Annotated in this window: 29 protein-coding genes; 4 read left to right on the top strand and 25 right to left on the bottom strand. The window is 41.6% G+C overall.

Annotated features, from left to right (window positions below):
- The 12 genes from ACR32F_RS09750 to ACR32F_RS09695 form a co-directional block, all read right to left on the bottom strand.
- The gene (locus ACR32F_RS09750) at positions 1–1,170 is read right to left on the bottom strand and encodes a ParB N-terminal domain-containing protein (RefSeq protein ID WP_440118406.1); all 1,170 of its coding nucleotides are present in this window, start codon (positions 1,168–1,170) and stop codon (positions 1–3) included.
- Positions 1,171–1,188: 18 nt separating this feature from the next.
- A complete protein-coding gene (locus tag ACR32F_RS09745; protein WP_440118404.1) occupies positions 1,189–1,410 on the bottom strand; it encodes a hypothetical protein in 222 nt (73 codons plus the stop codon).
- A gap of 12 nt (positions 1,411–1,422) precedes the next feature.
- A complete protein-coding gene (locus ACR32F_RS09740; RefSeq protein WP_440118402.1) occupies positions 1,423–2,079 on the bottom strand; it encodes a helix-turn-helix domain-containing protein in 657 nt (218 codons plus the stop codon).
- A 100-nt stretch (positions 2,080–2,179) separates the two neighbouring features.
- Complete coding sequence (locus tag ACR32F_RS09735; protein WP_440118400.1) at positions 2,180–2,377, bottom strand: hypothetical protein; 198 nt, start codon at positions 2,375–2,377, stop codon at positions 2,180–2,182.
- Between the two features lie 159 nt (positions 2,378–2,536).
- Complete coding sequence (locus ACR32F_RS09730; protein ID WP_440118398.1) at positions 2,537–3,556, bottom strand: tyrosine-type recombinase/integrase; 1,020 nt, start codon at positions 3,554–3,556, stop codon at positions 2,537–2,539.
- A gap of 142 nt (positions 3,557–3,698) precedes the next feature.
- Complete coding sequence (locus tag ACR32F_RS09725) at positions 3,699–4,058, bottom strand: hypothetical protein (RefSeq protein ID WP_440118396.1); 360 nt, start codon at positions 4,056–4,058, stop codon at positions 3,699–3,701.
- Positions 4,059–4,151: 93 nt separating this feature from the next.
- Complete coding sequence (locus tag ACR32F_RS09720) at positions 4,152–4,436, bottom strand: hypothetical protein (RefSeq protein WP_440118394.1); 285 nt, start codon at positions 4,434–4,436, stop codon at positions 4,152–4,154.
- 194 nt (positions 4,437–4,630) lie between these two features.
- The gene (locus tag ACR32F_RS09715; protein WP_440118392.1) at positions 4,631–5,053 is read right to left on the bottom strand and encodes a hypothetical protein; all 423 of its coding nucleotides are present in this window, start codon (positions 5,051–5,053) and stop codon (positions 4,631–4,633) included.
- Positions 5,054–5,519: 466 nt separating this feature from the next.
- Positions 5,520–6,029, bottom strand: coding sequence for a hypothetical protein (locus ACR32F_RS09710; protein ID WP_440118390.1), 510 nt, complete (start codon positions 6,027–6,029; stop codon positions 5,520–5,522).
- Between the two features lie 33 nt (positions 6,030–6,062).
- Positions 6,063–6,371: a hypothetical protein gene (locus ACR32F_RS09705; RefSeq protein ID WP_440118388.1), complete on the bottom strand. Its 309-nt coding sequence runs from the start codon at positions 6,369–6,371 to the stop codon at positions 6,063–6,065.
- A 295-nt stretch (positions 6,372–6,666) separates the two neighbouring features.
- On the bottom strand, positions 6,667–7,077 hold the full coding sequence (locus ACR32F_RS09700) for a hypothetical protein (RefSeq protein WP_440118386.1): 411 nt from the start codon (positions 7,075–7,077) through the stop codon (positions 6,667–6,669).
- An 87-nt stretch (positions 7,078–7,164) separates the two neighbouring features.
- Positions 7,165–7,407, bottom strand: coding sequence for a hypothetical protein (locus ACR32F_RS09695; protein ID WP_440118384.1), 243 nt, complete (start codon positions 7,405–7,407; stop codon positions 7,165–7,167).
- Between the two features lie 151 nt (positions 7,408–7,558).
- Between ACR32F_RS09695 and ACR32F_RS09690 the strand changes: the two genes are divergently transcribed.
- From ACR32F_RS09690 to ACR32F_RS09680, 3 genes are all read left to right on the top strand, one after another.
- On the top strand, positions 7,559–7,780 hold the full coding sequence (locus tag ACR32F_RS09690) for a helix-turn-helix domain-containing protein (protein WP_440118382.1): 222 nt from the start codon (positions 7,559–7,561) through the stop codon (positions 7,778–7,780).
- A gap of 216 nt (positions 7,781–7,996) precedes the next feature.
- On the top strand, positions 7,997–8,569 hold the full coding sequence (locus ACR32F_RS09685; RefSeq protein WP_440118380.1) for a helix-turn-helix domain-containing protein: 573 nt from the start codon (positions 7,997–7,999) through the stop codon (positions 8,567–8,569).
- Positions 8,570–8,825: 256 nt separating this feature from the next.
- On the top strand, positions 8,826–9,617 hold the full coding sequence (locus ACR32F_RS09680) for a helix-turn-helix domain-containing protein (protein ID WP_440118378.1): 792 nt from the start codon (positions 8,826–8,828) through the stop codon (positions 9,615–9,617).
- Positions 9,618–10,118: 501 nt separating this feature from the next.
- On the opposite strand, the gene ACR32F_RS09675 is transcribed toward ACR32F_RS09680, so the two are convergent.
- The 3 genes from ACR32F_RS09675 to nrdR all read right to left on the bottom strand — a co-directional run bounded on the left by ACR32F_RS09675 (position 10,119) and on the right by nrdR (position 13,348).
- On the bottom strand, positions 10,119–10,358 hold the full coding sequence (locus ACR32F_RS09675; protein WP_440118376.1) for a hypothetical protein: 240 nt from the start codon (positions 10,356–10,358) through the stop codon (positions 10,119–10,121).
- Between the two features lie 1,054 nt (positions 10,359–11,412).
- Positions 11,413–12,273, bottom strand: a complete 861-nt coding sequence (locus tag ACR32F_RS09670) for a hypothetical protein (RefSeq protein WP_440118374.1) — start codon at positions 12,271–12,273, stop codon at positions 11,413–11,415.
- A gap of 607 nt (positions 12,274–12,880) precedes the next feature.
- Positions 12,881–13,348: a transcriptional regulator NrdR gene (gene nrdR / locus ACR32F_RS09665; protein WP_440118372.1), complete on the bottom strand. Its 468-nt coding sequence runs from the start codon at positions 13,346–13,348 to the stop codon at positions 12,881–12,883.
- 116 nt (positions 13,349–13,464) lie between these two features.
- Between nrdR and ACR32F_RS09660 the strand changes: the two genes are divergently transcribed.
- On the top strand, positions 13,465–13,686 hold the full coding sequence (locus ACR32F_RS09660; RefSeq protein WP_426249373.1) for a small, acid-soluble spore protein, alpha/beta type: 222 nt from the start codon (positions 13,465–13,467) through the stop codon (positions 13,684–13,686).
- Between the two features lie 150 nt (positions 13,687–13,836).
- Here ACR32F_RS09660 and ACR32F_RS09655 read toward each other — a convergent pair whose 3' ends face one another.
- From ACR32F_RS09655 to pnpS, 10 genes are all read right to left on the bottom strand, one after another.
- Complete coding sequence (locus ACR32F_RS09655) at positions 13,837–14,400, bottom strand: lytic transglycosylase domain-containing protein (RefSeq protein WP_440118370.1); 564 nt, start codon at positions 14,398–14,400, stop codon at positions 13,837–13,839.
- A complete protein-coding gene (coaE, locus tag ACR32F_RS09650) occupies positions 14,397–14,993 on the bottom strand; it encodes a dephospho-CoA kinase (protein ID WP_440118368.1) in 597 nt (198 codons plus the stop codon). Before coaE ends, ACR32F_RS09655 begins: the two co-directional genes overlap by 4 nt.
- Positions 14,994–15,002: 9 nt before the next feature.
- A complete protein-coding gene (locus ACR32F_RS09645; RefSeq protein WP_440118366.1) occupies positions 15,003–15,770 on the bottom strand; it encodes a manganese efflux pump in 768 nt (255 codons plus the stop codon).
- A gap of 155 nt (positions 15,771–15,925) precedes the next feature.
- Entirely contained in the window at positions 15,926–16,756 is an 831-nt protein-coding gene (mutM, locus tag ACR32F_RS09640) for a DNA-formamidopyrimidine glycosylase (protein ID WP_440118364.1), read from the bottom strand.
- Between the two features lie 116 nt (positions 16,757–16,872).
- Complete coding sequence (gene polA / locus ACR32F_RS09635) at positions 16,873–19,527, bottom strand: DNA polymerase I (protein ID WP_440118362.1); 2,655 nt, start codon at positions 19,525–19,527, stop codon at positions 16,873–16,875.
- A gap of 236 nt (positions 19,528–19,763) precedes the next feature.
- The gene (gene phoU, locus ACR32F_RS09630; protein WP_440118360.1) at positions 19,764–20,423 is read right to left on the bottom strand and encodes a phosphate signaling complex protein PhoU; all 660 of its coding nucleotides are present in this window, start codon (positions 20,421–20,423) and stop codon (positions 19,764–19,766) included.
- Between the two features lie 64 nt (positions 20,424–20,487).
- Positions 20,488–21,243 carry a phosphate ABC transporter ATP-binding protein PstB gene (gene pstB, locus ACR32F_RS09625; protein ID WP_440118358.1) on the bottom strand — a complete coding sequence of 252 codons (756 nt, stop codon included), beginning with the start codon at positions 21,241–21,243 and terminating at the stop codon, positions 20,488–20,490.
- 225 nt (positions 21,244–21,468) lie between these two features.
- Positions 21,469–22,647, bottom strand: a complete 1,179-nt coding sequence (locus ACR32F_RS09620) for a methyl-accepting chemotaxis protein (RefSeq protein WP_440118356.1) — start codon at positions 22,645–22,647, stop codon at positions 21,469–21,471.
- Positions 22,648–22,795: 148 nt separating this feature from the next.
- Positions 22,796–23,524 carry a response regulator transcription factor gene (locus ACR32F_RS09615; protein ID WP_440118354.1) on the bottom strand — a complete coding sequence of 243 codons (729 nt, stop codon included), beginning with the start codon at positions 23,522–23,524 and terminating at the stop codon, positions 22,796–22,798.
- A 116-nt stretch (positions 23,525–23,640) separates the two neighbouring features.
- Entirely contained in the window at positions 23,641–25,467 is a 1,827-nt protein-coding gene (pnpS, locus tag ACR32F_RS09610; protein WP_440118352.1) for a two-component system histidine kinase PnpS, read from the bottom strand.
- Positions 25,468–25,693: the final 226 nt, after the last annotated feature.

Here is a 25,693-nt window from a genome sequence, read left to right as displayed (position 1 = left end):
TTAATTAACTTCGTATTGTGTAACTTCGATAATTTCATTTGCTTGTTGACGGTCAATATTGGATACATAGATAATTAGATTATTTGTATATTCTTCTAGTGCCTTTGCTGCTTCTAACAGTTCTCTTTTAACTGATCTATCTGCATATGACATAGCACCTTGTAGATATAATGAAGGCGCGGATTCCTTTATAAACTGTTGAATCTTAATCTGTAATTCAAACATGCTTACGTGTGACTTAGATTTAAGCAACTCCTCTTTTTTCTGAGTGTTCAACAATTCAAAATCATCAGACTCTATGTATTGTTCAAGAGACTCCTTTTCCTTTTGTAAATTGGCTACGGTAGACTGTAATGCCTTTTCGTTGTTCTGAGTGGCTTCATATTGCTCTTTAAGGCGCTTAATTTCTGCTGTGACATGTTCTGGTACGACTTCTTTGATTACATCACGATGGACAACCTTGGGTGTATTGTCTTCTTTTAATGATGTAATTGTGTCCTGTAAAAGTTGATTCGTGTCTCTAAGTGCTTCAATTTCAGTTCTCAATTGCTTAACCTCTTTTACACCCACATCTCCAATTGACTTGCCTAAACTATTAAGAAGAGATTCTTGTTCTTCTTCGGTAAGATATGCCAGTTGTTCCCCTACTGATTTCCCAAGTTCACCAGAGGAAACCATAAGTTGTAGAGGGATAATCAAATCACGCAATTTAAGTGTTCTTCTGGCTTGAGATTCTCGTTCACCTATCGCATCTGCTACATCTTTAAAAGTATGTGCATTTTGCATAGACTTTTTAGGCCTACCTTCAAGATATTCACCATGGGCTTTCCAGTATTCTCTAAGAAACTCCCCAATTCTGGCTTTACGTATTGGATCGCTCTCTGGTTCTCCTCTACGTTCTATGTTTTCAGCAATCAGCATATACTCCGCTTGCCATTCATTAACATCAACAATCTCCACAGGTACATCTTTAATTCCCAAGTCATTAGCAATGCGATATCGTTGGTGACCCGAGATGATTGTATAAGCAGTTGTCACTTTGAGTGGATCACGAATGCCATATGTATCGATACTGCGTTTAATTTCTTCATACTTGTCACCTGTAATATCCGTAAAGTAAAAATCGTTCTTTGGATGTGGATTTAATTTGTTAATATTTATAGTTCCCATATAGTACCCCTTTCTTGTTCAAGTTCTAACTTTGGCGTATAGTAACATTGTCATAGCATCAGTAGGTGTTAATTCTAATTGAGGTGCAACATGATTAGCGATTTGCTTTAAACTTGCTTGCTCTCCTAATTGCCGAATACCAATTTCATATATTGCTTGTCCAGCTTCCCGCTTGTAACTATTGATCTCTGCTGTGATTACATTCAAATCATTTGATAATAATGTAGGTTTATTGTCCATAATATCTCCCCTCTAGTCCTCAATGCTGTATAGCAAGTCTTGATAAATTTCTTTGCTGTAGTCTTTAAATCCATTTTCTTCGTCCAACTCAAATTTCTCTTTAATTTTACTAGCAATTCTGTTAAATCCTTCGTCTTCAACTAATACATCTAAGATAATCTCTAGTTTATCTAAGGCAGCACAATATTTTTCTGATGTGTCATCATAATTGCCAGTAAAGAACTCCATTTTTTTGTATTCATTTTGCATTTCATCAGCACTATTGCTTAAACTGATTGATGCATCTGTCAATTTCAGCAATAGCATTTCCCTCTGTTTAAGCAGATTCAATGATTCTTTTTTATCGTTAAGATTTAATATGAGCGATACATTGCCCTCAACAAAAGCGTCAACAAATGATGAATAATTAATATTGTTTGTGTGACAGAAATCTTCAACAACCTTGAGAAAGGGTTTTTCTTGTTCAATGTAGATATTATTAAGAGTTCGCAAGTACAAATGAAAGACATGATTTGCTCCTTCAAGTGAACTCACATATCCTTTTTCAAAAGCATTTAGTTTTTCCTTTGTTATACTCATATGACTAACCATTTCCTCAATACTCACTCCTGCATGTTCTCTAAGTCGTTTTGCTTGATCCCCGATAATTGTTAGTTCGATATTATTCATTTTATGTATCTCCTTTTGTTTTATATTGTATTATTTTAACATTATTAAGCATCCAATGCATCGTTTTACATCTGTCCCACCGCCTTTCATATTCCAAATATCATACTTCGACTGGCAAGTTGATATAGTATGAGTCAATCAATTCTTTCAACTTTTTCTTTGGTTTATCCTTCAAATCATATCTCCCATTTAAAAAATTTGTCATATCAGTTTGACTGATCCCAATTTTATTACAAATAAACACCTTTTTAACCCCTCTTTCATCAGTTAGTTTCAAAGTTCGTTCAACAAGCGTCATATCATGTGTTCTCCTTTTATTTTAAAATAATTTGTTATTGGGTAAAGAAATATGTATGATGTACCTCTTACTTACATTATAATTCAAGCACAGCAATTATGTAAAGATAATATGTGCATTTATTTTTAATTAATCTCTACAGGGTAACAACATTATATATTAGCTACCCTGTTTAACCAGATCTTTCGCCTTCATCTTCATACGCATAAGTACTCCTGAATCTTCTTCAAGAATGAGTTTGATTAGTTCTTCTTTAGATAGTGACTGAAATACGTCATCAGGTATTTTGTTGTGCATCCTCATGCTTGGCATATTAGAATAATCTTTCTTGTCATTATCGTAAGAATTTCTAGTTGTATTTAAATTTGAATGACCTAATTGGTTTGCCGCTTCCTCAAGTGAAAGACTTACTTTTAAAGCTGAATTCCTAAAGCTATGAAAGACAATGTTTCTTGATTCAGGGATATTTAATTCCTGTTTTAGACTGTCCATCATTGCTTGGATCGCTTTAGGTCTCAAATGAAAAATTTTATTGTCAGTGTATTTTTTACGATAATCAAGCGCTTTGAGAGATAGTAATTCTTCGTATAATTCTGTTGGTATTGGGACTTTGTGATACTTTCCACCTTTTATCAACACTTTGGCTACATAACAATTGTCTTCAATCACAATATCATCATAGTTCATGGACAACAAAGAACTTTTACGAAAACTTGTGGTATATGCCAAACGAATTAAAGCTGCTTTCTCTTTTCCTTTTCGTTGCTTTAGTACAGCTTGAGCCATGATCTCTGCTTCATTAGGATGCAATGACCCAGCATGTTCAGGATTCTCAATTAATGTTTTAATTTTAAGTGTGTTGGCGTTGACTTTGTGTTCATTCTTTTCTAGAAACACATATAAACTCTGTATAGATGCAACCATATTGTTTATCGTAGAATTGTTATAGTCTGAGTTACGTAAATGTGTCTGATAATCAATAAACTTAGCATACTTGACAGGTAAGTCTTCTGGTTTTAACTGTTCAATTTGCTTTCCTTTGTACCACATGAAGAATATTCGAATGGAACGCTCATAGGTCTGTTTTGTGTGTTTACTTGTGAATGAACCAATGTGAGAGCGAATATCTGAATATACTGATTCAGTTTGTAAGCCAGTGACATTTAATAATGTACTCATATGTATCTCTCCTTTCCTCTATTATATCATGCATTTAAATAAAATACTAGTATTATTTTATCATAATTAATTAAACCCAGAGAACCATGCATACGACAATCCAACAGTCATTACAACATAGGCAACATACGTTAAATTATTTTTAATAGTGTCCAATGTAATTAATCCTCCTTTTATTTGTTTCTTCCTCTATGCTCTCTGGCGGCAGAGGTCGCAATACATGATCAAATAATATAGATAACATCATTTCCAATTCATTTAACTCTCTGCTGTATGGTGGTAGTAATTTTGCATCAATAATATCAAGCATAGTCTGATAGCGAATGTCAGTTTCCTTAGCCCTCTCCATCATCCCTGTTACAATCGCTACATCTATTCCATAGGAAACAAAGTATTTATCTATTGCTAAGCGAGTACGCAAATAGTGATCATAGTTCCATGCTACCTTTTCATCTGATGGTAAATTGTCATAGTCCTGTTTGTATAATTCGTTTACATCCATCTGTTCACACTCCTGAAGGGGTATTTAATTTGCATACTCCTAGATTGTTAAAGGGGGTGTTAATTTGTCACCCCCTCAAATCTGAGGATCAGATTACAGTTTAACTTTCTGTTCGTTAATCAATCTCATAAACACTTCATAGTCCGATATACTAAACTTGGATATAACAATTTGCTCATTGTAATCATGAATCCAGTCATAGCATCTAATCACTACAAAGTAATACCTGTCCCTCATATACTTAATGAGGACTTTCCCTTCCTCTAATTGATATTCAGTGGCACACAGATATTCAACATCTAAATTTTCAAGTTCATACTTATACATTGCTTGCTTGACACGTTCATGTGCTTCGTAATACTCTTCAGGCTCTTCCATGTTCTTCCATGTTCGACCTCCTTTTCAACGCTGCCTTTGTTGATTACTATTTCCAATTTTTCACCTAGTGCAATAAGAGAATTAGTAATCATGGTTGGCAAAGTTGAATTGTGAATTGATGGTGGTAAGTGAGTAATCATTAGATCAAGTGTGAATAGGAAGACATTGTTAAGTGAGATTAAAAGTTTGTTCACTTATTGCTCATGTCTAAAATCCATGCGTAATGAAACTTGTTCAAGCTCTTTACATATCGGATCATTATTAAAAATCAGAGTGTTATGACTCATTGAAGTATAATCCTCATATTCTTTGAATTTATAGTGGACTACACATTGAGCTAATTTTAATGGCTTGTGAGGGTATCCATGACGCTGAGTAAAATACAAATGCTCAATCCATGTAGCCAATCTAAAACCTTCTTTGGGATTGTCAGTTGTCAATTCCCATTCGGAACTTACGCCTCCATCTTCTCTGACATTTGATTTGATATATAAGTTAATTAATCTTTCATTGAATTCTTTGCAATCCCACTCCCAATTCAACGCTTGTTTTATTTTTTCAAGTTTACCGTCCTTTAATCCTCCATAGAAACATTCATACAATTCAATTTCATTCATTTTTCATTCTCCTTTGTATGCTTTCGCCAACTGTGGCGAAAGATTATCTAAACATAAATCCAGAAACCTGATTCCAATCTAAGCGATTTCCTTGCTTCAATTCACTTATAATCCGACTAGTTAAATACAGCCTGTCACCCGTCCTGTAAGCACCATTACAATTGAGAAACACTATGTATCCCTTCGCTTTGACAGCAGTATAGGTACAATTACCATTCGTGTAATTCCATGTTGATTCAGCTTTTAACCAAACAATTAGAACAACAATCGAATCTATGATACATCTGGATACATACTTTTTGGTAATTCGATAAGGTGTAGTAATTTTTTGATTGATCCAACAGGATAATGTTATTTTGGCGTTTTGTAATTTAGTTTTGTTCATGCTTCACCTACTTTGTATTGGTGCTGTACCAATGCTATCATTACAGCGCCTAGTTTATTTTATTAGTTGTTATATGAATTATTAGTCTCGGTAAACATCGGTAAAGGAAACATATTCATCACTAGCATTCACTGCATCAAAATAACGATTAACAAATTTGCTTTTATCTAAGCTACCAAACCAGAATGATAGGTCTTCGGCGGTCATAAATAACTTATTAAGCATATCAACATCCTGATTTGCAACTGCATATCTCAACTCATCTTTGTTGACTGGATATTCTCTTTGTTTTCTTGCTCTAATCTCAAACAGAATTCTTTCTACTTCTCTTGTAGAAGCGGCATCATTGCGATTTAATTTCGATACTCTATTCACAAAATTTCTTCTATCTTCATGAGTAGTGAGGATAAATTCAGCTTCCTTGATCAAATATGTATCCACTCTGAGCCCATGTGAAAATTTGTGAAGAGCAATCATCCCTACCTCAAAGACATGATCCGGTTTTAATGAGTTAAAAGTAAAATCAAAATCAGTCATAGCTTTTTTGATTAGATCGCCTGTATTGTTTGGCTTGTTAATTGTAATGGTCACTTTAATTCTCCTTTTGTTTGGGTACTTGTATGATTAATTCGCTACTGTAAAATCAGACTCACTATAAAGATTGCCGATTCCGCTATAACCTTTAATAATTGTTTCACTATCACCGTTTACGATTACTTTCTTTTCGGTGTTCCAACTATAAGACTGATCAAAATCATATCCTTTTGGTGGATTGTTATTTAATACGTAATCATTGCGGTCGTAGTCAACGATGTATAGAAACCCTTGATTGACTCGCTTGGCATCTGCCCAATATTCGCATTGAGCGAAACCTTTCATGTACTTGATAGTTTTTGAATGAGGTATTACCTTTGTTCCAATTAAATGATTCATAGATTCACCTCCCTATATACACCTTCAAAGGCGAACGTTAGTTTTGTTGCTCCAGTACCATATTGGCACGTGCCCACAAGTGGGAATGAAAGTGCGGCCGCATTTTGGTGTTTATGTGAAAGTGCCATTTCATTAAGTATGATATACTTTATAAGTCAGATGTATTGTTGTCTCTCCATCTTCGAGGATGTTTTTTCAAAGAGATAACAATACATCTGATACACTAAAACGTTGTTACGTGAATTTTACAATACTATGTTGCTTGTTCCAGTACGTTGTTTATGTATTGATTGGCTTAAACCAGTTGCATTACTGCACGTTCAAATCTGATATTGCTATCATGCTGCTTGGCAGTAATCAGATCCTTTGCATTAATGCCCCACTTCTTCATACGTTCAACTTGTAAAGGGACAATGTTTTCCTTGAAGTACAGTGTCAAAGCCTTCACTGGATTCAACAAGTGCATATCAAGGAACAAATCATCAGACATTGGATTGAGTGTAAGTTGCTCCTTACGCATGTCGCACAGCACCTGAAATGCGTAGCCGTTTCTACAGTGGTCATTAGCACTTGGATGAGTCATAACACGATGTACATATTCAGTAATCAACTCAGGCGTTGTGAGGATGGCTTTCATTTGAGCGATGAGGACGATTGCTTTCGTGCTGATTTTCAATGTAGTGATTGCAGATTCGATAGTTGTCATTGTGGTGATCCCCTTTGTGAGTGAAATTATGGATGGTTTGATGTTTGCTAGTGTCATTATGTATCGTCTCCTTTGGAGTTGGGATTTTTAGTTTATATATGAAGGAACTTGTTTACCTTGCTTTTCACACTCTTCACGGAAGCGTTGTTTCCACTTCTCACCTGAAGCCTTGAGTGCGGCTGCTTGATCTGCTTCACGTTTAGCGGCGTTCTCTGCACAGATGAGTTCATGTTTAGCACGTTCTTTGGCGAGTCGAGTTTGGATTGCTTCGATTCGAGCGGCTTCTTTCTGTTCTTTAGCTTCTTTAAAGCGTTTGATGATGTTCAGCATGTTTGTCATCTCCATTCGTTTGTTTGTGTTGTGCTTTACTTGATAATCTTATTGTACACTAGTCACTAACGACTAGTCAATAGTTATTAATTGATTATTTTTTGTTCTCCTTATATAATCAACTTAGTTACCATTAAGGAGGTTTCATTCATTGTTGATAGTAAAACCCCAGTTAAACAAGATTCTTTCTGAGCGTGGATATACTCAAAATAGTTTCTCTAAAGAATTTGACATACCGCAAACGCTAGTTAACAGATTCGACAAAAGCGTTCAACATAAGAGTGAAAACTTATTCATTATTGCACGAGCTTTAAATTTGAAAATTGATGACTTATTTGAAGTAACAGAAATTGAAGACCCAGCTTCTGTTTAATACTGAAAACTTCTCAGTACTAAATCGTATACTTGACCACTAAACCGACTCTCAGGAGTTGGTTCTTTTTAACTTCTGAGATCATCTTACAATGGATATTTCTTCCCGTCAACAATTTTTATCTCCTATGGTTATACTTTTTTAACTTTCAGGTATTGCCAATACCCTTTTATAGAGTTATCATTAAGGCAACTAATAGTCAAAGGAGATATAATAATGTTATTTAGACTTGAAGAAACATTGCGAGAACTCGATATTACACGAAACAAATTAGCTGTCTACTCCGAAGTAAGACCAAACACAATTAATGATCTAGCTAATGGAGCAACCAAACGGATTGAGATTGATACCTTAGAGAGAATAATCAAATCTCTGAATGAGATATCAATGACTAAGGGAATGAAACGTACCTATAACATTGAAGACATATTAGAATATGAACTCACAGATGAATTTTTAAATGCCAGTAAGCGAAAAAGTCTTATGACTGAAAGTGAGTTTAACAAAATTAATGAGATATTATCAGGTGAATGGATTAATACAGATATTTCTGGACTAGATTTCACCAGCCTTAGCGAACTTCTTCTTCTCTTTGGTGACTATATTAGAGACCATGGGATTAAGATAGGTCAAAAAATGAACGATGATCATACCAATGAGATACTTAACCTTTTACTGAACAGTGGAGATACGTTAAAATTATATGGACTTATGCAACAATCCTCTGATTTAACTTATAGGCTCACAGGTAAAGGCATCGAATTTGTTCAGCGTCTGAAAGAATTTTAGTACTTAACTTTCCCCTCCTTATTACGTATAGTGTGATTATAGTCCTATCTCTGTGTTATAGAGATGGGATTTAGTCGTTTAATGGGATGATTTTTGTCGAATATTGATGTATTATGTATTCACCATTTTGTAAACGACTTGGCAACGAAAAATTACAATGCTATAATAGCAATATATACCACACTAGAATTGAAGTCAACCAAAAATGTAATTTTACTTTTACGTCATTTACACTTTCCGTTTACAGGAGGTTACAATGGAAACTTTTTCACTAAACAATAAACTTGGCGACCTTCTGAAAAATTCAAGGTTGCAACGAGAATGGTCATTAAGAACTGCGGGTGAAGAATCTGGAGTCAGTCATACACATATAGGTAAATTAGAAAAAGGTGTAGTCCCCAAACCAGCACCAGAACAACTTAAAAAGTTAGCTAATGCTTATGATCTTTCATACAATATGCTGATGCTTATGGCAGGATACAAAGAAGAAGTTCAAGTGCCAGAACAGTTTATTGATGATATGTATAGTGTGATTAACGATGTTGAAGAATATGATAATTTTGTTGGAGACGATTACTATAATTCATTGGAGAAAATTTCTATAGATGAACCCAATCAAGAAATTTTAATGTTCTCTGAGGAACGGCAAGAAACAATTGGCGATAGAATTAAACAGCTTAGAGAAGTAGATGATTATTCTATCAGTGATCTGTCTGACAGAATGACAGGGAAACAATTGAATCATGATTTCACTGTATTTACAAAGTATTCTCCCAAGTACATTGAAGAAGTAGAAACAGGAAAAGAAGATGCATCTATATCTTTTCTCGTTGCTGTTAGCGATTTTTTCAAAGTATCAATAGATTGGATTATTACAGGGAAAGACTATACATCAAAAGAAACTGTAGGAAAACAAGATACAATGAATTTTCATCATAAATTTATGGCAATCGCCAAGAGAATTGTTTCTGAAATGGACGAGGAGCATCTTAGTTCTTTCAACCTTAGAGAAAAAAGTAATTTGAATGACAATATCGAAAAAAAATAAGACCCTTTTGGGGTCTTTTCTATTTACCATGTAAAGTATTTTATTTTAAAATAGAACATAGCAATTGCTGCAATTACGATTACACTGTTTATTACAATAGTCTTTGTGTTAGGCTTCTTTTTCATGTGTCATCCCCTGTTGTCATTTGATAAGCCAACTAGACTCCTACAAATTAAGGAGTCCTTTTCTATGTATAATTGCTGTTACTACAACGGTAACAACTATCTTTAGCATACATAATTCAGACTAACATTACAATGCATGTAATATATTGGAGTTGAACAATGAAAAAGGGATCTTACGTTCTGATAATTGGAGACTCGTTAGCCTTACTAGGATTCATTCTGGAGAGGTTTCGAGTGGAGTTAATGTATGTCTATGTTGTGCTTGTTACGAGTGTTCTATTGTTGATAGTGGCTGTGTGGATGGCTGCTAAGGGTAAGTGAGGGTTTTGACATAATGTGAAAAGCCTATAAAGAGGAACGAAATTTCGTTCTCCCCTTACCTTCTCCCCTTCTTATGTCTTCGCAACTCAGTTAACTCTTTCTTGATTTGAATCACCCGTTCGAGAGGTGTTTCTCTATCAACTGATTCAGCAATTAAACTTTTATACTGTATTTCCAAGTCACTAAGTTTGCCTTGTGGCTTGTTCCGCAATTCTTTAGTTTTTGCTTTGCGTTGTACGAGAGTTGCACGTTTTAGTTTCATGATCTGCTCAAATAGGCTGTCTTCTTGCCGCATCGATTTCATTCCTTAGTGTGTGATGAGCTATATTATAACATAAACATTATACTTGGACAGTTTTGTCAATCGAGTAGCCCCCAAACTGGGGGTAACTGAATTGGGTACGCTCAGAGTTGAGCCGTGAGAACTGTTGGACGCTGCGTCCAACTTTCTCTGTATAATGAATAACGAGAGACTTAAACTCCCGCGTTGTATCGTCTGACCATGGACAAGTAGTCCACGGTGTTTAAGTCCGTGGTTGATTGTAGTAACCTCGAATGGTATCTACTAATGGAAGGAACCCCTTGTTCGGCTTCGATCATGTGGTTGATGTCGACCATATGATAGCCCACGACTTCAATTACTAAGTGGAATATCATCCACCTCTTACTTTTCGCCTACGTGGGCGTAAACCTTTATGTCTAATCAGACAATATGGTTGAATGATGTACTCGGTTCCTTTAAGGAACTCGGTTCTCGCACCTCAATTCTGTCGGATGAGGATTGGATCGACTTTCTAACTTCAAAGTTAAAAAGAACTCAAGTTCAACTTGAACCTGAGTTGGCACGGCGAAATTGCCGACCCAAATAATGCTTGTATCAGAACCCAGATTTGGGGTTTGACGGTATGTAATTATTTGTTAAACGGAAAACTTCGTTCCACTACAAGGGTAACTGAGTTAGGTACGCGGTGTACCTAAGTTGACTTTCCAACCTTGGTGGTCAATGTGGTCGACAGCGATTATATACACTTCTTGGGAAATATGATCATTTATGTTTATTTATATATTGGATTCGGTAAAACGCCGAAACCGAATATGATGATAGAGACAACGTTTTGCAACGAACGGTAAATATGATGGTTCGTCATTGTTGATTCTACATTGCACGGAGATAATATGCTACATAGTGAAAGACTGTACGAGAAGCATGGTGAGGATAAAGGAAAGTATGGATTGAGTGTGTATCTTGACAAAAGAGATGAAAAAGTATACAGATGAAGCATACAGCGAGGTAACAGAGGATATAGGTATTCAGATCATTAAGCTGATCGGTGAAATAGAATAAGGACTCAATCCGAGTCCTTTTTTTGTTCATTTGTTTTCTTCAATTCTGATAGTATCTCTTTGTTAACCTCTACCTGTTCTTGGTCAATTTTTATTTGTTGTTGTTTCAATTCAATTTCATTTTGCTGGTTTTGCTCTATTAATAAGTTGTGACGTTTAGTTTCCTCTAAGTCATGCTGAGAGATTTCAACTAAATCAACAACTGGGTTAGGAATTAAAAGATACTCTAAATAAGGACTAGCAATTGCATTAAAAAAGAAGAATATTAGATGAAGCAGAATCTCAAGGCTAGCAACACTAAGTTTACTTTTACTAAGATCAATATGGGTTCCGGCCTTGGCTGAAATTACATTTTCCATACTATTTATATATGGCTCAAATTTTGATTTTGTATCTGGATCATTCTGTAGTTCCTGTTCAAGATCATTGATGTTTGAAGCTATATCTTCAGGCAAAGTATCAACTATTGATTGAATAGTAGAGACGTCCATTGACTCTATCATTGCTCTATATGATGGTGAATTATAAATGCCCTCCATAGCTTTAATGCTCGCACTACTCAAATTCTTTAATTCATTTGTGATACCAATAAACGATGGAGAAGATACCATCTTAGCAATTTCTGATAACGAATCATTCCATGCTAAACCTGCTTGATGGGCAGCGTTAACTACTCCTTGGCTAACCTCCCAAGCTTGACTATATTGAGAGATAGCCTTAGAAGATAAATTTATTTGTTCAATCATTCTTGAGATAGAGGGATTGTTAATCATGTTTCGAGTTCTTGTAATTGTATTGATGTGCTCCTGTTGCAAAATAGCCGCTCGTCTTGCTAATTTAAATGACTCTCTTTCACCATTAGTCATTGGACACCTCGCTAGATATAGTACAATAATTATACTACATAGAAGATAAACAAATAAGCCCTCTAAGGGGCTGTTTTTGAAAAGTCGGGTTGTATATATCCAAGCTGTGTCATCAAGTATCTCCAAATTGATTCAACTAGGTCGGCTAGACCATGCCATGCGAAATGATTGAGTTGGCTGAAGCTTGGGATGTACTTGTAAAGTAAAATTGCTATTGCTACAGATCCAAGTATAAATAGATATTTGATTGCATCCAATTTAATTGTGCGTATGTTATTCATCTCCTTAATATTTATAGGGATATTATACCATGAGAAGACTGGAAAATAAAAAACCACGCTTTAGGCGTAGTTTCGAAATTGCTTTGTTATGTACTTTGGTAGTGTTTCTAGTAAGCGGGGTCTCCCAGCTGAGCTAAGGCCCCAAGATATGATATAACACTTGTCCAGCGCTGCATTGTTCCACAGGCGACTCCTATATCATATAAAATACAGCTTTCGCTGTCAATACCTTTTTCATGAGCTTAAAGCGATTGGAGAAGAACATGCTTTTTCCTGGAACACACAGATGGTAACCCCAGATTGCTCTTCTCCCTTTACCCACTTCATTAATCCTCGTGGTCTCCTTTGGACAACAAAGATTTCAATTCCTTCATGAACATATTGATGTCTTTGAATTGGCGATACACGGAAGCAAAGCGCACGTAGGCCACCTCATCAACTGGAAACAGCTGCTCCATCAACAGCTCACCAATCTGGCGACTCTCCACCTCAGCATCTGCTGTATTACGCAAAGCCTTCTCCACTTCAGATACCATCATCTCCAGCGTCTCGACAGAGACTGGTCGTTTCTCGCAGGCGCGGATCAGCCCACGCAGAATCTTGTCACGACTAAACTCTTCACGGCTGCCATCTTTCTTGATGACGATCAGCGGTGTCTCTTCAATCATCTCAAACGTTGTAAACCTTCTGGCACACTGCTCGCATTCCCGACGGCGACGAATCGATTTTGATTCATTAGCCGGCCTTGAATCAAGCACCTTTGTGCCTAGATAGGCGCAATAAGGACATTTCAAAACAGATCACTTCCCACGTTTTACTTTTTACCACAAATTGCCTGTAATCAATTAGTTATGAAAATCGTATTGGCGACACATAATACTTTTACCAACCCGCGAGGAGGTGAACAGCAATGGCACAAAGCAATGGTAACTCCAACAACCTGGTGGTAACTAGAGCTTCCGCAGCACTCGAGCAAATGAAATATGAAGTTGCTCAAGAACTCGGAATCAGCATTCCACAAGACGGATACCAAGGTAACATGACTTCTTACGAGAACGGTTCGATCGGTGGATACATCACGAAGCGTCTGGTAACAATTGCAGAACAGCAATTGGCAGGTCAATACCAATAATATCTGCATCGTAATATGCTACACAGAGGAGCATGGAGCGGTCGGTGAATAACCGGCCTGCTCTGTGCTTTTACTTATTTTAGACAAGTATAAGTACGCTCAGATCCACATCACAGCCAGTCTGCTGAATTGAATCCGCAATACCGAACCTTAGAATGTATTATAGATCTTTACATATTGATTATAATAATAAATGACTCGTTGTACATAGTGACGGGTCTCACCGAACGGAATATCTTTCACCGTATCGAAGGAACCGTCCCACACACCATCCCTTAGCCATCCGTTCACTTTACCTGGACCTGCGTTATATGCGGCAATCATGGCCACCTCATTGCCTTTGAATTGATCTGACAGATTACGTAGATACCATGTGCCCAACTGAATATTCCGTTCAGGCTCGTGTTTGAGTTCTTCCAGCGAAGTGCCCGGAATTTTGGCTTGTTCCATAATCCAGTTTGCCGTGTCTGGCATCAGTTGCATGAGCCCAATGGCACCTCTTTTGGATTCCTTGCTTGTCTTGAAATTGGTCTCCACCCTGATAATAGAAGCAATAAGAAACGGATCAACCTCATAGCTCTGGGATTGGGCACGAATCTCTTCCTTATAATGAATCGGATAGAACCAGGCCATCCAGTTCGTATTCAGAAATAACACCAATACAAATGATACAAACATCAACAGCAGTACCCTTTTCTTACGAAGTATTTTCATAATAGACCCTTGCGCTGTAAAAATGAGTTGACCTGCTGCTCGGTCTCCGACCACAAGCCGCTGTTATCAATGAGCACGTCAGCACGCCGCTTCTTCTCTTCAATGTCCATCTGCACATCAATACGGGCATCTGCCTGCTCTGCAGTCATTCCATCCCGGCCCATCAGTCGTTCCCGTTGTACCGATCTCGGGACATATACAACCATCACTTCTTCGAAGCCTTCCTCCAGCCCTGACTCGTATAATAAAGGAATATCCGATACTACAAGCTTGTCCGGGTAGGACAGCTCATATGCAGCAGCCCGCTCACGCATCTCCTTGCGAATCGCCGGATGTGTAATGCCCTCCAGGGCTTTGCGTTCCTCCGGGTTTTGAAACACAATACTGCCCAGCTTTTTCCGATCCAGTGTTCCGTCCTCATTCAATATGGCTTGTCCGAACCGCTGAACAGCCGCAGCCAAAACGGGATGCCCGGGCAGCATCACTTCCCGGGCAATAACGTCTGCATCAATGAGCAACGCCCCCTTACTGGCGAGAAAGGCGGAAACACTGCTTTTGCCTGTCGCGATCCCGCCGGTTAAGCCAATATTCATTATTTCACCTCACAACAACTTCATTATTCCCATAATCATTAACAATAGCGCAGGCAGTACAGACAGCCTTCGCATCCAGCGCAGAGCGGCAAATCGCAGCCCAACCCTCATGCCAAGTGACAGAAATGCACCGCTAAACAACGCAATGACCAGTGCCGTCCACAATGTGGGGAACCCGAGCAATGCTGCCCCCAGTCCAGCACCGAAGGCATCCAAGGACAGGGCAATCCCAAGCCACATCGCTTCCTGAGCAGATATACTTCCGGAGTTATCCATATCTGCTTTGGAAGGGCTGCGGAGGATTTGGATGACAACTCCCAGTTTGCGCAGCTCTAATGTAAATACCATTCGTTCCAGAGACCCGCTGGAAGCCGATTGCGCCAGATCCAGTGCAAGCACCTGATTTCTGCCTTTAGACAGAGCCTCTTGTGCTATTTCCATCCCGGTTACGATTGTGTTCTTCCCCTCACCCATTCTAGTGTCTGCTTCCAACGGTTCTTTACCATGTTTCCGAATAAGTTGCAACAGCGACCATGCGCCAATACCGATCAGAATAACCGCCCCAACCATCGAAGCTACGTCTGGAGATACCACATGAGACAGAAGCACACCTACTTGCATGGATAACGCAATAACCAGACCCGAACAGATGGAAATGACAGCAATGGATAACAGCGGAATTTTGGTCCTACGCAGCCCATATGTAATCCCGACTCCAAAACCATCTAAACTAAGCGCCAAAGCAAGCGCCAGCAATGAAATAAAATGATGCAGCACCCCGGATACCTCCCCTGTGCGGAGCACGTTCCAACTGACGATTGCCAGTATGGGTATACGCCCGCTTATTTCTGCCATATCAGTATATGGAGGGAGGAATCCAAGGGTGCTACGATTTGACGATTTCGTTCATTCGTTACAAACCATTCAACGGTTTACCTTAACGGCTGACACTTCGGACAGTAGTGTGTGCCCCTGCCGCCTACTACGCTTTTCTCAATCAACGTACCACACGTTGCACAGGGTTCGGATTTGCGTCCGTAAATTTTCAATTGATGCTGGAACATGCCCATCTCGCCTTGTCCATTCACATACGACTTGATGGAAGATCCACCTGCATCCACCGCATCTTGCAGCGTAGCCACGATCGCTTCATGTAGCACGGTTAACTGGGGCTCGGTCAGTGTCTTGGCAATGGTCTCGGGATGAATCCCTGCGCGAAATAGAGCCTCGTCCACATAAATATTCCCGATACCGACTACATATGCCTGATTTAACAGCACTGCCTTGATTTTGGTTGTCCGTTTCCCGACCGCTTCACGGAAAGCATCGACCGTAAAGGCAGGGTCAAGCGGCTCCAGTCCAAGCTTCATCAAAGGTTTGGATACCAGTTCCTCACCTGCGCTGAACAGATGCATGGTACCGAACTGACGCACATCCTTGTAACGCAATTCGGTGCCATCATTAAAGTGAAAGATGACATGTGTGTGCTTCTCCACGTCTTCATGCTGCTCGTACACACCGTACCTGCCCTCCATCCGCAGATGGGAGACAAGCACCAGCCCGTCCAGCAAAATAAGTAAAAACTTGCCGCGGCGCTCCACTCCATTTACGGTATGTCCCGCGAGTTCCAGTGCAAATGCATCTATGTCGTCCGGCCGCTGAATGATCCGCGGCAAGCTAACGGTAACATGATCAATGGTCTTGCCAACAATAAGCTGATTCAATGTTCTTCTGACTGTTTCAACTTCCGGTAATTCCGGCATGATGTTCTCACCTCCCCTATATTATAACGGAAGATGGCGCTCAGCGGGACCCTTTCTTGTGTCGAAAACAAGCGAAGCGCATATTGTAAAATAACGGAAAACCCGTGAAGCGTGTACTATTTGGCTTCGTACCAGTTATCCCCATAGCTGACTTCTGCTTTTAGCGGTACAGACAGCTCCAATGCTTTTTCCATCACGGAAGGCACCAGCTCTTTCATCAGTTCTAGCTCATCCGCCGGCACTTCGAATACAAGCTCATCGTGCACCTGAAGCAGCATACGGCTCTTCAGCTCGCGCTCACGCAGCGCTTCATCCATCTGTACCATGGCAAGCTTGATGATGTCTGCTGCCGTTCCCTGAATCGGAGTGTTCATCGCTGTACGCTCGGCGAAGGAACGCACGTTGAAGTTGCTGGCATTGATCTCTGGCAGATAGCGACGTCGTTCCAGCAACGTTTTGACATAACCGTCCTGACGAGCTTCCTTCACAATGTCATCCATATATCGGCGCACACCCTGGAATACTTCAAAGTATTGATCGATAAACTGCGCAGCCTCTTTACGCGTAATATGCAAGTTCTGCGACAACCCATAGTCGCTAATACCATAGACGATGCCGAAGTTAACCGCCTTGGCTGAACGGCGCATATCACTATCCACGTCTTCAGCCTTCACACCAAATACATCGGAGGCCGTCTTCGTATGAATATCCATATCTTGAACAAAAGCTTCCTTGAGTCGCTCATCATCCGAGATGTGTGCAAGTACGCGCAGTTCAATCTGCGAATAGTCTGCTGCCAAAATGGACCATCCTGGCTCGGAAGGAACAAACACCTTACGGATTTTACGACCTTCCTCCATCCGAATCGGAATGTTCTGCAAGTTCGGGAATTGGCTGCTAAGACGCCCAGTGGCAGCGATCGTCTGCCGATAGTACGTGTGCACCTTGCCATCCCGATCCGAGATTTCCTTCAGTAGCCCCTCTACATAAGTTGACTGCAACTTGGCAAGCTGACGATATTGCAAAATATGCTTGACCACGTCATTATAAGGGGCCAATTTCTCCAACACCTCGGCATCTGTGGAATAGCCCGTTTTGGTTTTCTTCACCACCGGCAAGCCCAATTTATCAAATAAAATCTCACCCAGCTGCTTCGGTGAATTCAGATTGAATTCAGTACCCGAAAGCTTGTAGATTTCTGTCATCAGCCTGCTGATATGTTCTTCAAACTCACTACCCAAAGCCTGCAGATCCGCTGTATTAGCCTTGATACCCCGTTTCTCCATATCTGCCAGAATGCGTGACAACGGCATCTCCAGCTCATGGAAAAGCGAATTCATCTCATCGCTCTCCAAGGCCTGCTCCTGAAGTGGAATAATGGCTGCTACTGCAGCAGCTTTACGACACAGGAAATCGCCCAATATCTCAGCTTCAGGAAGCTTGTATTTTGCACCTTTGCCCAAGACGGTGTCATCCTCCACGAGAGAAGGCAGACCATACTTGGTAGTCAATCCGCTGATCGTCTGGTTGGATTCGGTGGGATCGAGCAGATAGGCAGCCAGCTGTACATCAAAGGACGCCCCTGCAAATTCAATGCCATGCGCATGAAGTGCCAGGTCGATACGGTGCAGATCATAACCTCGCTTGGGCTCATTCGGATTGCTGAGCCATTCCCGTACTGGAGTCGCTGCTTCGGACTGAAGCAAGTCGGACGACAGGAACGTATAGGTTCCGGCTGAACCCACAGCAAGTCCGATCAGTTTGGCTTGATGCGGATTATCGCCATGTGTCTCCACATGCAGCACATCGATGGAATCAAGTGAGCTGAACAGTTCACCAATCGTTTCCTCTGTTGCGATGGAAGATTCAACCTCGGCGGCGGGAACGGCTTCCTGTTCCGAGATGACACTGCCACTGAACGACAGACGTTCGAGTAAGGATTTGAATTCCAGCTTGGCCAATGCAGGACCAGCACTTTCTTCTTTTAACCCAGCGAATTGCATATCCTCCCACGTCTGTTCCAATGGAACTTCCCGGTGGATCGTGGCGAGTTGCTTACTCATCCGTGCATCTTCGGCGTGGGCTTCAATCTTTTCTTTCATTTTTCCCTTCAGCTCACTTGTGCCGTTAAGCACATCCTCAACCGAACCGAACTGATGCAGCAGCTTCAAGGCTGTTTTCTCTCCAACCCCGGGAATGCCCGGAATATTATCAGACGTATCCCCCATCAGGCCTTTGAGATCAATGATTTGTAATGGAGTCAGACCATAACGCTCCTTGATCTGAGCAGGATCATACAATTCGATCTCGGTTACCCCTTTGCGCGTCAGCCCGATATGTACATGTTCAGAGGCCAACTGCAGCATATCTTTGTCACCCGATACAACCAGAACCTGTCTCCCGGCTTCATCTGCGCGTTTGGTTAACGTGCCAATAATGTCATCCGCTTCGAATCCTGCAAGCTCAAACTGGGCAATGCCGAGTCCCTTCAGCAGTTCTTTCAGCAACGGGAATTGTTCCGACAACTCTGGTGGTGTTTTCTCCCGGCCGCCTTTATATTCCTGATAACCTTCATGGCGGAACGTAATTTTACCCGCATCAAATGCAACCATGACATGTGTAGGTTTATGCTCTTCAAGCAGTCTCAGCAGCATCGTGGTAAAACCATATACCGCATTGGTATGCAGACCTTTCGAATTGGTCAGAGGCGGCATTGCAAAAAACGCCCTGTAAATAATGCTATTTCCATCTATGAGAATAAACTTGTCCATTCCAGCACCTCGCGTATCGTATGGTCAAACCTTCAATTACATCTACTCTCATGATAACATACACACCAGTTACAACAAAAAGATTAGCCATCTTTTCACATCATTTCCTTCCCATAAAAAAAAACCTCCTCCGTAGACAGCCTGTGCACAGGCCACCCGGGAGAAAGTTCCTTCCATTCATTTCATTACAATCTTGCCATGCATTCGATTCTCCAATTCTAATTCAATGCGCTTAACTACTGGTTCAGATCCGGACGTTTGCCTGTCACCAGATACACCGTGCTCTCGCCGATGTTCGTCGCATGGTCACCAATTCGCTCAATGTAACGTCCAACCATCATCAGCAACATAGCCTGTGACGCCTGATTGGGATGATCTGTCATTAAACTGTAGAGATCACTAATCATATGACTGTACAATTGGTCTACCTGGTCATCCGTTTGAGCCATTTTGTAGGCCAGATCGGTATTCTCTTTCAGGAAGGATTCGATGGATTCATCAATCATGGATTTTACGATTTCTGCCATTTGCGGAATGTCCACAAGTGGTTTAATGAGCTTCTGTCCATCCATGCGGAGTGTCACCTTCGCCACGTCGAGTGCAAGATCACCCATACGCTCCAGATCACTGGAGATTTTAAATGCAACGATAATGCGTCTCAGGTCCTTCGCAACCGGCTGTTGTGTAATAATCAGCTTGGAACCGAGTTCCATAATTTTGTCTTCCAGAGCATTCAGATTCGCATCATTTTTGATGATGACCTGAGCTTTCTCTGCATCCATCGTCTGTAAACTCTCAATGGCACCATCCAGTGCCATTCCGACATGCTCACCCATTTGCTGAAGCAGTGTGCGCAGTTCCTCAAGCTCCTGATCAAATTCTCTTCTGCGAATCATAGATTCAATGTCCCCCTTATCCTTCATCTCCGGGTATGCCGGGATCGTTCAAACTCACCCTTGCTTAACCGAACCTCCCGGATATATAATCCTCGGTCCGGTAATCCTGCGGCGTAGAGAATAACGTCTCCGTATCGGCCGCTTCCACCACCTCACCGTTCAGGAAAAATACCGTACGTCCCGATACTCGTGCCGCCTGGTGCATATTGTGAGTTACCATAACAATGGTGTATTTGTGATGCAATTCCTTGACCAGTTCCTCAATCTTTAACGTGGAGATTGGGTCAAGTGCAGACGTTGCTTCATCCATCAGCAGAACGTCAGGCTGGACAGCCAGCGCCCGTGCAATACAGAGACGTTGCTGTTGACCGCCCGACAGACTAAGTGCCGATTTTTTCAGAACATCCTTCACTTCATCCCACAGTGCAGCATGAACAAGACTCTGCTCCACCAACCTGTCCAGCTCAGCCTTTTGAGTTACCCCATGGAGGCGCGGTCCATAAGCCACGTTATCATAGATCGATTTCGGAAAAGGATTCGGCTGCTGGAACACCATTCCAACCCGTTTACGAAGTGTCTCCACTTCAATCTCGTTACTGTAGATATCCGAGCCGTTCAGCAGAACCTTTCCTTCCACACGAACACCCGGAATCATGTCATTCATCCGGTTTAACGTACGAAGCAATGTCGATTTACCACAACCTGACGGTCCAATGAATGCCGTAACCGTTTTCTCCGGCAAATCCATCGATATATTTTTAAGCGCGTGATGCGTATCATAGTATAAATTAAGTCCTTCAATGTGAATGAGGTCCTTCATGGATGTTCACTTCTCCTTCGCTGCAGGGACAACCAAACTCCCTTTACGTAGACCCACGCCAACGATCTAGCTCGGCTTCTGGGCCATCTTTAATATCCTACCTTCCCAATGTAAAAACAGTACCACTTCCATGTTAACGGAATGTAAAAAAGACATCTTTCACAGCCATGATCTTCTCCATCTGATCATAGTGTATGAATGATGCCTGATTTCAATCCAGTATAATTATCCGCCAGAGACCATATCTTCCAATCTCATCCGAATGTGCTCTGCTACGTCTCCAGCCGTTTTGCCTTCCAGAGCAATGTCTTCCGCAATACTGGACAAACCTGCCACAGCGGTATTCAGCTGTCTGAACGCAACGCCTCCTTGTTTCACATGAACCGAACTATCGTCAATCTCTGCCGCACTTGCTCGAACCAGCTCTACAGTCTGTCTGGTCAGTCCTCCTATATCATCAAGCAGAGAGGACATGTTCCCCGCAACTTCACGCGTCTGCTTCGCAAGAGCCCGGATCTCTCCTGCGACGACTTGGAAACCGCGTCCATACTCTCCTGCATGCGCCGCTTCAATCGAAGCATTCATGGCAAGTAACCCACTCTGGTCTGCCAAAGAACGAATGGATCGTGCCATCCCTGAACCCATCTGAATGGAATTCAGCATGTCATCCGCATGTTTCCGTTGGCCTTCCATATGCTCATATACACGGTTATAGGAAACATCCACGTGTCGAAGACTGCTCGCTCCCTGCTCAGACAACTCCATGATCTGTGTTGCCTCGTCTCTCGTCTGACGGGCAGCCTGAACCAGCTTGGTAACGGAATGATTAATCCGTGTTATTTCTTGTCTACTCTCTGTAATCGTATGTACACGTTCCTCCAAAGCCACACGTTGCAGCTTTCTGGAAAGGGACATGACATCCCGCATCGTCAGTACCCCAAGCAGCCTGTCTTTTTCCGTGACAATCAAACTGTCATAGAAATGCTGCTCATTGCGAGAAAGTGCAATGTCAATAATCGCTGTGGCTTCCTCGTACACATCCACAATGACAGGAGACGAGTCCGCTACATGGATAACCGGTTTACGGTAAAACAAATCTGCAGCAAAACGCCCATTCAATATCCGGTATAACGTCTCTCTCATTAACAAACCTAGAGGCTGCATCTGATCATCACATAATACAAGGCAAGGGTACTCCTGATCCTGATTCAGCAGGGTTGCTGCTTCTCCACAGGTTGTATGAATCCCAACAGCGGGAACTTGACGACAATAGTCACGCGCAGCGACGACATGATCTTGGGTAGCCACAACGGTATTTTTCTGCTCCACATTCGGTATTATTGATTCTTCACTATATAAAATCTCTTGGGGCTGGTCAGGCTTCACTTTGAGCAACATGGGCATAAATGCGCAACTCCTTTACGTATGAGCTCCATCCTGAGGCGGATTATGTAGGTCCAAAGTATCACTCAGACAGTTTTATGCTACTCCTTAAACGTAAAGGAAAATAATTCTTTATGTTAACTAAACGTAAAATAAAACTCCCCGATCATTAACTCGAATGATGGGGAGTTTTTCTTTTGACAACCAATTTATATCCTACACCGCGAATGGAATCAATATGAACTGATTCCGGGTCAAGCTCCAGCTTTTTGCGTAATGAGCTGACATGAACGTCCACTGTGCGTTGACCTCCGATATAATCGAAGCCCCAGACCGCATTCATCAGATCATCCCGTGTGAGCACCACTCCCGGCTTCTTAGCCAAGTATAGAAGTACTTCAAACTCTTTGGGACGCAGACTAATGGAATGTCCACCCAGTGTCACTTCATACTTCAGAGGATAAATCTCCAGCTCTCCAAGAATAATTCGTGAGCCATCCTTGTCCTCAGGCTGCGGCAAATCTTCACCATTCGAATATCGTCTCAATACCGCATCCACCCTGGCTAATAACTCAGATACACCAAATGGTTTGGTAATATAATCATCGGCACCCAATTTCAGCCCCTGTACAACCTCGGCTTCACCGTTCTTGGCCGTCAGAATGATAACGGGTGTACTGACACCCTGAATTCTTAACTTGTTCAGAATGTCCAGACCATTCATGCCTGGAAGCATCAGATCCAGCAAAATGAGATCAAATTCCTGGGACAAGGCCCGGTCATATCCTGCAGATCCGTGATCCTCAGCCGTAACGTCATACCCTTCCTGTGTCAGGTTATACGTGAGTAATCTCGATAATGTAGGTTCATCTTCAATAACTAGCAAACGCTGTGCCATGATACCCCTTCTCTCTTCATAGGTTGTCTGTTGCCACAACACTTTTTCTATCATAGCATTTATTTGTTAACGCGGTGTAAAACAATACAACCTTTTTACATTTTGCTCCCACACGCCTACATCTCTTCGTCCTGAATTAATGGAAGGATAACACGGAACGTTGTTCCCATGCCCAGTTCACTTTCTACAGACAATTTGCCATGATGCAGTTCAACCAGATGTTTAACGATGGAAAGGCCAAGGCCAGTGCCCCCGGAATTACGGGATCTGCCTTTGTCCACGCGGTAGAACCTTTCGAAGATTCGTGGCAAATCTTTCTTCGGTATGCCAATACCCGTATCCGACACGGCAAACACAACTTCATCATCGTTTTGATCATCCATCTTCACCTGCAACTTCACGCGCCCACCCTCGGGGGTATAGTTAATTCCGTTGGATAACAGGTTGATGAATATCTGCTTCAGCTTATCCTCATCGGCTTCAATGTACAGTTCCTCCGGAGCATGCATTTCCAGACGAATCTGCTTTTTCTCCGCCACCGTGGACAAGGTGCCCAGCACCATTTCGAAGAACGAGTGCACATGAACAGGTGAGCATTGCAGTGGCGCGCGTTTGGATTCAATTTTGGATAACTCCAGTATATCCCCAATTAACCGGTTGAGTCGGTCTCCTTCGTCGTAGATGATCTTCAGGAATGAACGCTCTGTCTCCTTATCCTGCACTCCGCCACTGAGTAAGGTTTCAGCAAACCCTTTGACCGCAGCAACCGGTGTCTTGAGCTCATGAGAGACATTCGCAACGAACTCACTACGCATCGACTCCAACCTACGAATCGCTGTCACATCCTGCAGAAGGAACAGCATGCCACGATACCCGCCATCATCTTCGGACATCGGAACTCCGTCAATACGGATCAGTCTTTCCTCCGGGTTGAACACACTCACTTCTTCATGCATCCGTTCTCGAAGTGCAACGCTCTCTTCAATGGTACGGGTTAACTCGTAGTGTCTCTTCAGTTCGACATAAGGCTTACCTGTAACTTTTCCCGCCTGAATGCCCAGCATACGCTCCGCTTCCCGATTGACCAGTGCAATGGACTGTCCTGCATCGATCATGACAATACCTCCGGTCATATTCGCCAAGACACTCTGTAGCAGCGCTTCATTATCACGAATCGTTTTCAGTTGGATCTGCAGGCTGTCTGCCATTCCATTAATGGCAAGTCCAAGCTGACCAATCTCATCCTTGCGCGTTACATCGACTCGTGCATCGTAGTCCAGCTTGGTAATCCGGTGAGCCACCTTCGTAATATGCTCAATCGGCGAGGTTAGTCCGCGTGCAACCCGATAACTGACAAACGCGACAATTAAAAACAGCAGCCCAAGCGCGGCAAACATGATCATCCATCCACGCTGAAGACCCTGATCCACAGCTTGCAGACTCATGGACAGACGAATATAACCGTCAAATTTGCCGCTCGGTATTTCAATCATGTCACTTTGATCCGAATTCACAGGCAGGGCCACATACAGCATGTCCTGTCCCAATGTTTCACTATAACGAATCGATCGGCCGAAACCTGCTTCGGTGGCTCCTATAATTTCTTCCCGATTCAAGTGATTGTCCATTGTTGCCGGATCACTCTCGGAATCTCCGATGACCATGCCATCTTTATTGATGAAGGTTACCCGGGAATCCGTCAGACGATCCAATTCCAGAGCTCGATCTGAATAATATTTTCGTGTTTCTTGAGAGCCTGGATCACTTGCATCATGAAATGGAAATGTTGCTTTGAGCAAATTAATCTCCCGCACCATGGTTTGCTCCAGTGCGGTAATGTGGGTTGTCTTAAATACTCTGCCCATCGTATAACCCGCCACAATGACGGATACGCCGATCAGCACCATCATAATGATGGCAAGGCGAATTCGGAACGGTCTCATCTATCTCTTCCTTTGTTATAAATTTATATGTATCCTAGCGAATTAATTCAGTTCGAAGTATGATTATCGGTCTATCATATCACAGATCATTGAGCTTCCAATCTTTTAATCGAGCTTAACAGTATACTGCTCTACAGCGGCTTCAGAAAGGGCTAATGGTAAAATATCATATATGTATCAACGGAGATGCAGTCTTTTGTAAACAGGTGCTAAATGAGTCCTTTGA

It is taken from the genome of Paenibacillus hebaui (assembly GCF_051934385.1).
Lineage (GTDB): Bacteria > Bacillota > Bacilli > Paenibacillales > Paenibacillaceae > Paenibacillus.
The sequence above is the reverse complement of the archived record's forward strand: the minus strand, read 5'-3'. Positions and strand labels throughout refer to the sequence as shown.

Bases quoted from the DNA above. Each gene is read 5' to 3' on its own strand.
- ACR32F_RS09750 (WP_440118406.1), bottom strand. From the start codon at position 1,170: ATGGGAACTATAAATATTAACAAATTAAATCCACATCCAAAGAACGAT.
- ACR32F_RS09745 (WP_440118404.1), bottom strand. From the start codon at position 1,410: ATGGACAATAAACCTACATTATTATCAAATGATTTGAATGTAATCACA.
- ACR32F_RS09740 (WP_440118402.1), bottom strand. From the start codon at position 2,079: ATGAATAATATCGAACTAACAATTATCGGGGATCAAGCAAAACGACTT.
- ACR32F_RS09735 (WP_440118400.1), bottom strand. From the start codon at position 2,377: ATGACGCTTGTTGAACGAACTTTGAAACTAACTGATGAAAGAGGGGTT.
- ACR32F_RS09730 (WP_440118398.1), bottom strand. From the start codon at position 3,556: ATGAGTACATTATTAAATGTCACTGGCTTACAAACTGAATCAGTATAT.
- ACR32F_RS09725 (WP_440118396.1), bottom strand. From the start codon at position 4,058: ATGGATGTAAACGAATTATACAAACAGGACTATGACAATTTACCATCA.
- ACR32F_RS09720 (WP_440118394.1), bottom strand. From the start codon at position 4,436: ATGGAAGAGCCTGAAGAGTATTACGAAGCACATGAACGTGTCAAGCAA.
- ACR32F_RS09715 (WP_440118392.1), bottom strand. From the start codon at position 5,053: ATGAATGAAATTGAATTGTATGAATGTTTCTATGGAGGATTAAAGGAC.
- ACR32F_RS09705 (WP_440118388.1), bottom strand. From the start codon at position 6,371: ATGAATCATTTAATTGGAACAAAGGTAATACCTCATTCAAAAACTATC.
- ACR32F_RS09700 (WP_440118386.1), bottom strand. From the start codon at position 7,077: ATGACAACTATCGAATCTGCAATCACTACATTGAAAATCAGCACGAAA.
- ACR32F_RS09695 (WP_440118384.1), bottom strand. From the start codon at position 7,407: ATGCTGAACATCATCAAACGCTTTAAAGAAGCTAAAGAACAGAAAGAA.
- ACR32F_RS09685 (WP_440118380.1), top strand. From the start codon at position 7,997: ATGTTATTTAGACTTGAAGAAACATTGCGAGAACTCGATATTACACGA.
- ACR32F_RS09680 (WP_440118378.1), top strand. From the start codon at position 8,826: ATGGAAACTTTTTCACTAAACAATAAACTTGGCGACCTTCTGAAAAAT.
- ACR32F_RS09675 (WP_440118376.1), bottom strand. From the start codon at position 10,358: ATGCGGCAAGAAGACAGCCTATTTGAGCAGATCATGAAACTAAAACGT.
- ACR32F_RS09670 (WP_440118374.1), bottom strand. From the start codon at position 12,273: ATGACTAATGGTGAAAGAGAGTCATTTAAATTAGCAAGACGAGCGGCT.
- ACR32F_RS09660 (WP_426249373.1), top strand. From the start codon at position 13,465: ATGGCACAAAGCAATGGTAACTCCAACAACCTGGTGGTAACTAGAGCT.
- ACR32F_RS09655 (WP_440118370.1), bottom strand. From the start codon at position 14,400: ATGAAAATACTTCGTAAGAAAAGGGTACTGCTGTTGATGTTTGTATCA.
- coaE (WP_440118368.1), bottom strand. From the start codon at position 14,993: ATGAATATTGGCTTAACCGGCGGGATCGCGACAGGCAAAAGCAGTGTT.
- mutM (WP_440118364.1), bottom strand. From the start codon at position 16,756: ATGCCGGAATTACCGGAAGTTGAAACAGTCAGAAGAACATTGAATCAG.
- polA (WP_440118362.1), bottom strand. From the start codon at position 19,527: ATGGACAAGTTTATTCTCATAGATGGAAATAGCATTATTTACAGGGCG.
- phoU (WP_440118360.1), bottom strand. From the start codon at position 20,423: ATGATTCGCAGAAGAGAATTTGATCAGGAGCTTGAGGAACTGCGCACA.
- pstB (WP_440118358.1), bottom strand. From the start codon at position 21,243: ATGAAGGACCTCATTCACATTGAAGGACTTAATTTATACTATGATACG.
- ACR32F_RS09620 (WP_440118356.1), bottom strand. From the start codon at position 22,647: ATGCCCATGTTGCTCAAAGTGAAGCCTGACCAGCCCCAAGAGATTTTA.
- ACR32F_RS09615 (WP_440118354.1), bottom strand. From the start codon at position 23,524: ATGGCACAGCGTTTGCTAGTTATTGAAGATGAACCTACATTATCGAGA.
- pnpS (WP_440118352.1), bottom strand. From the start codon at position 25,467: ATGAGACCGTTCCGAATTCGCCTTGCCATCATTATGATGGTGCTGATC.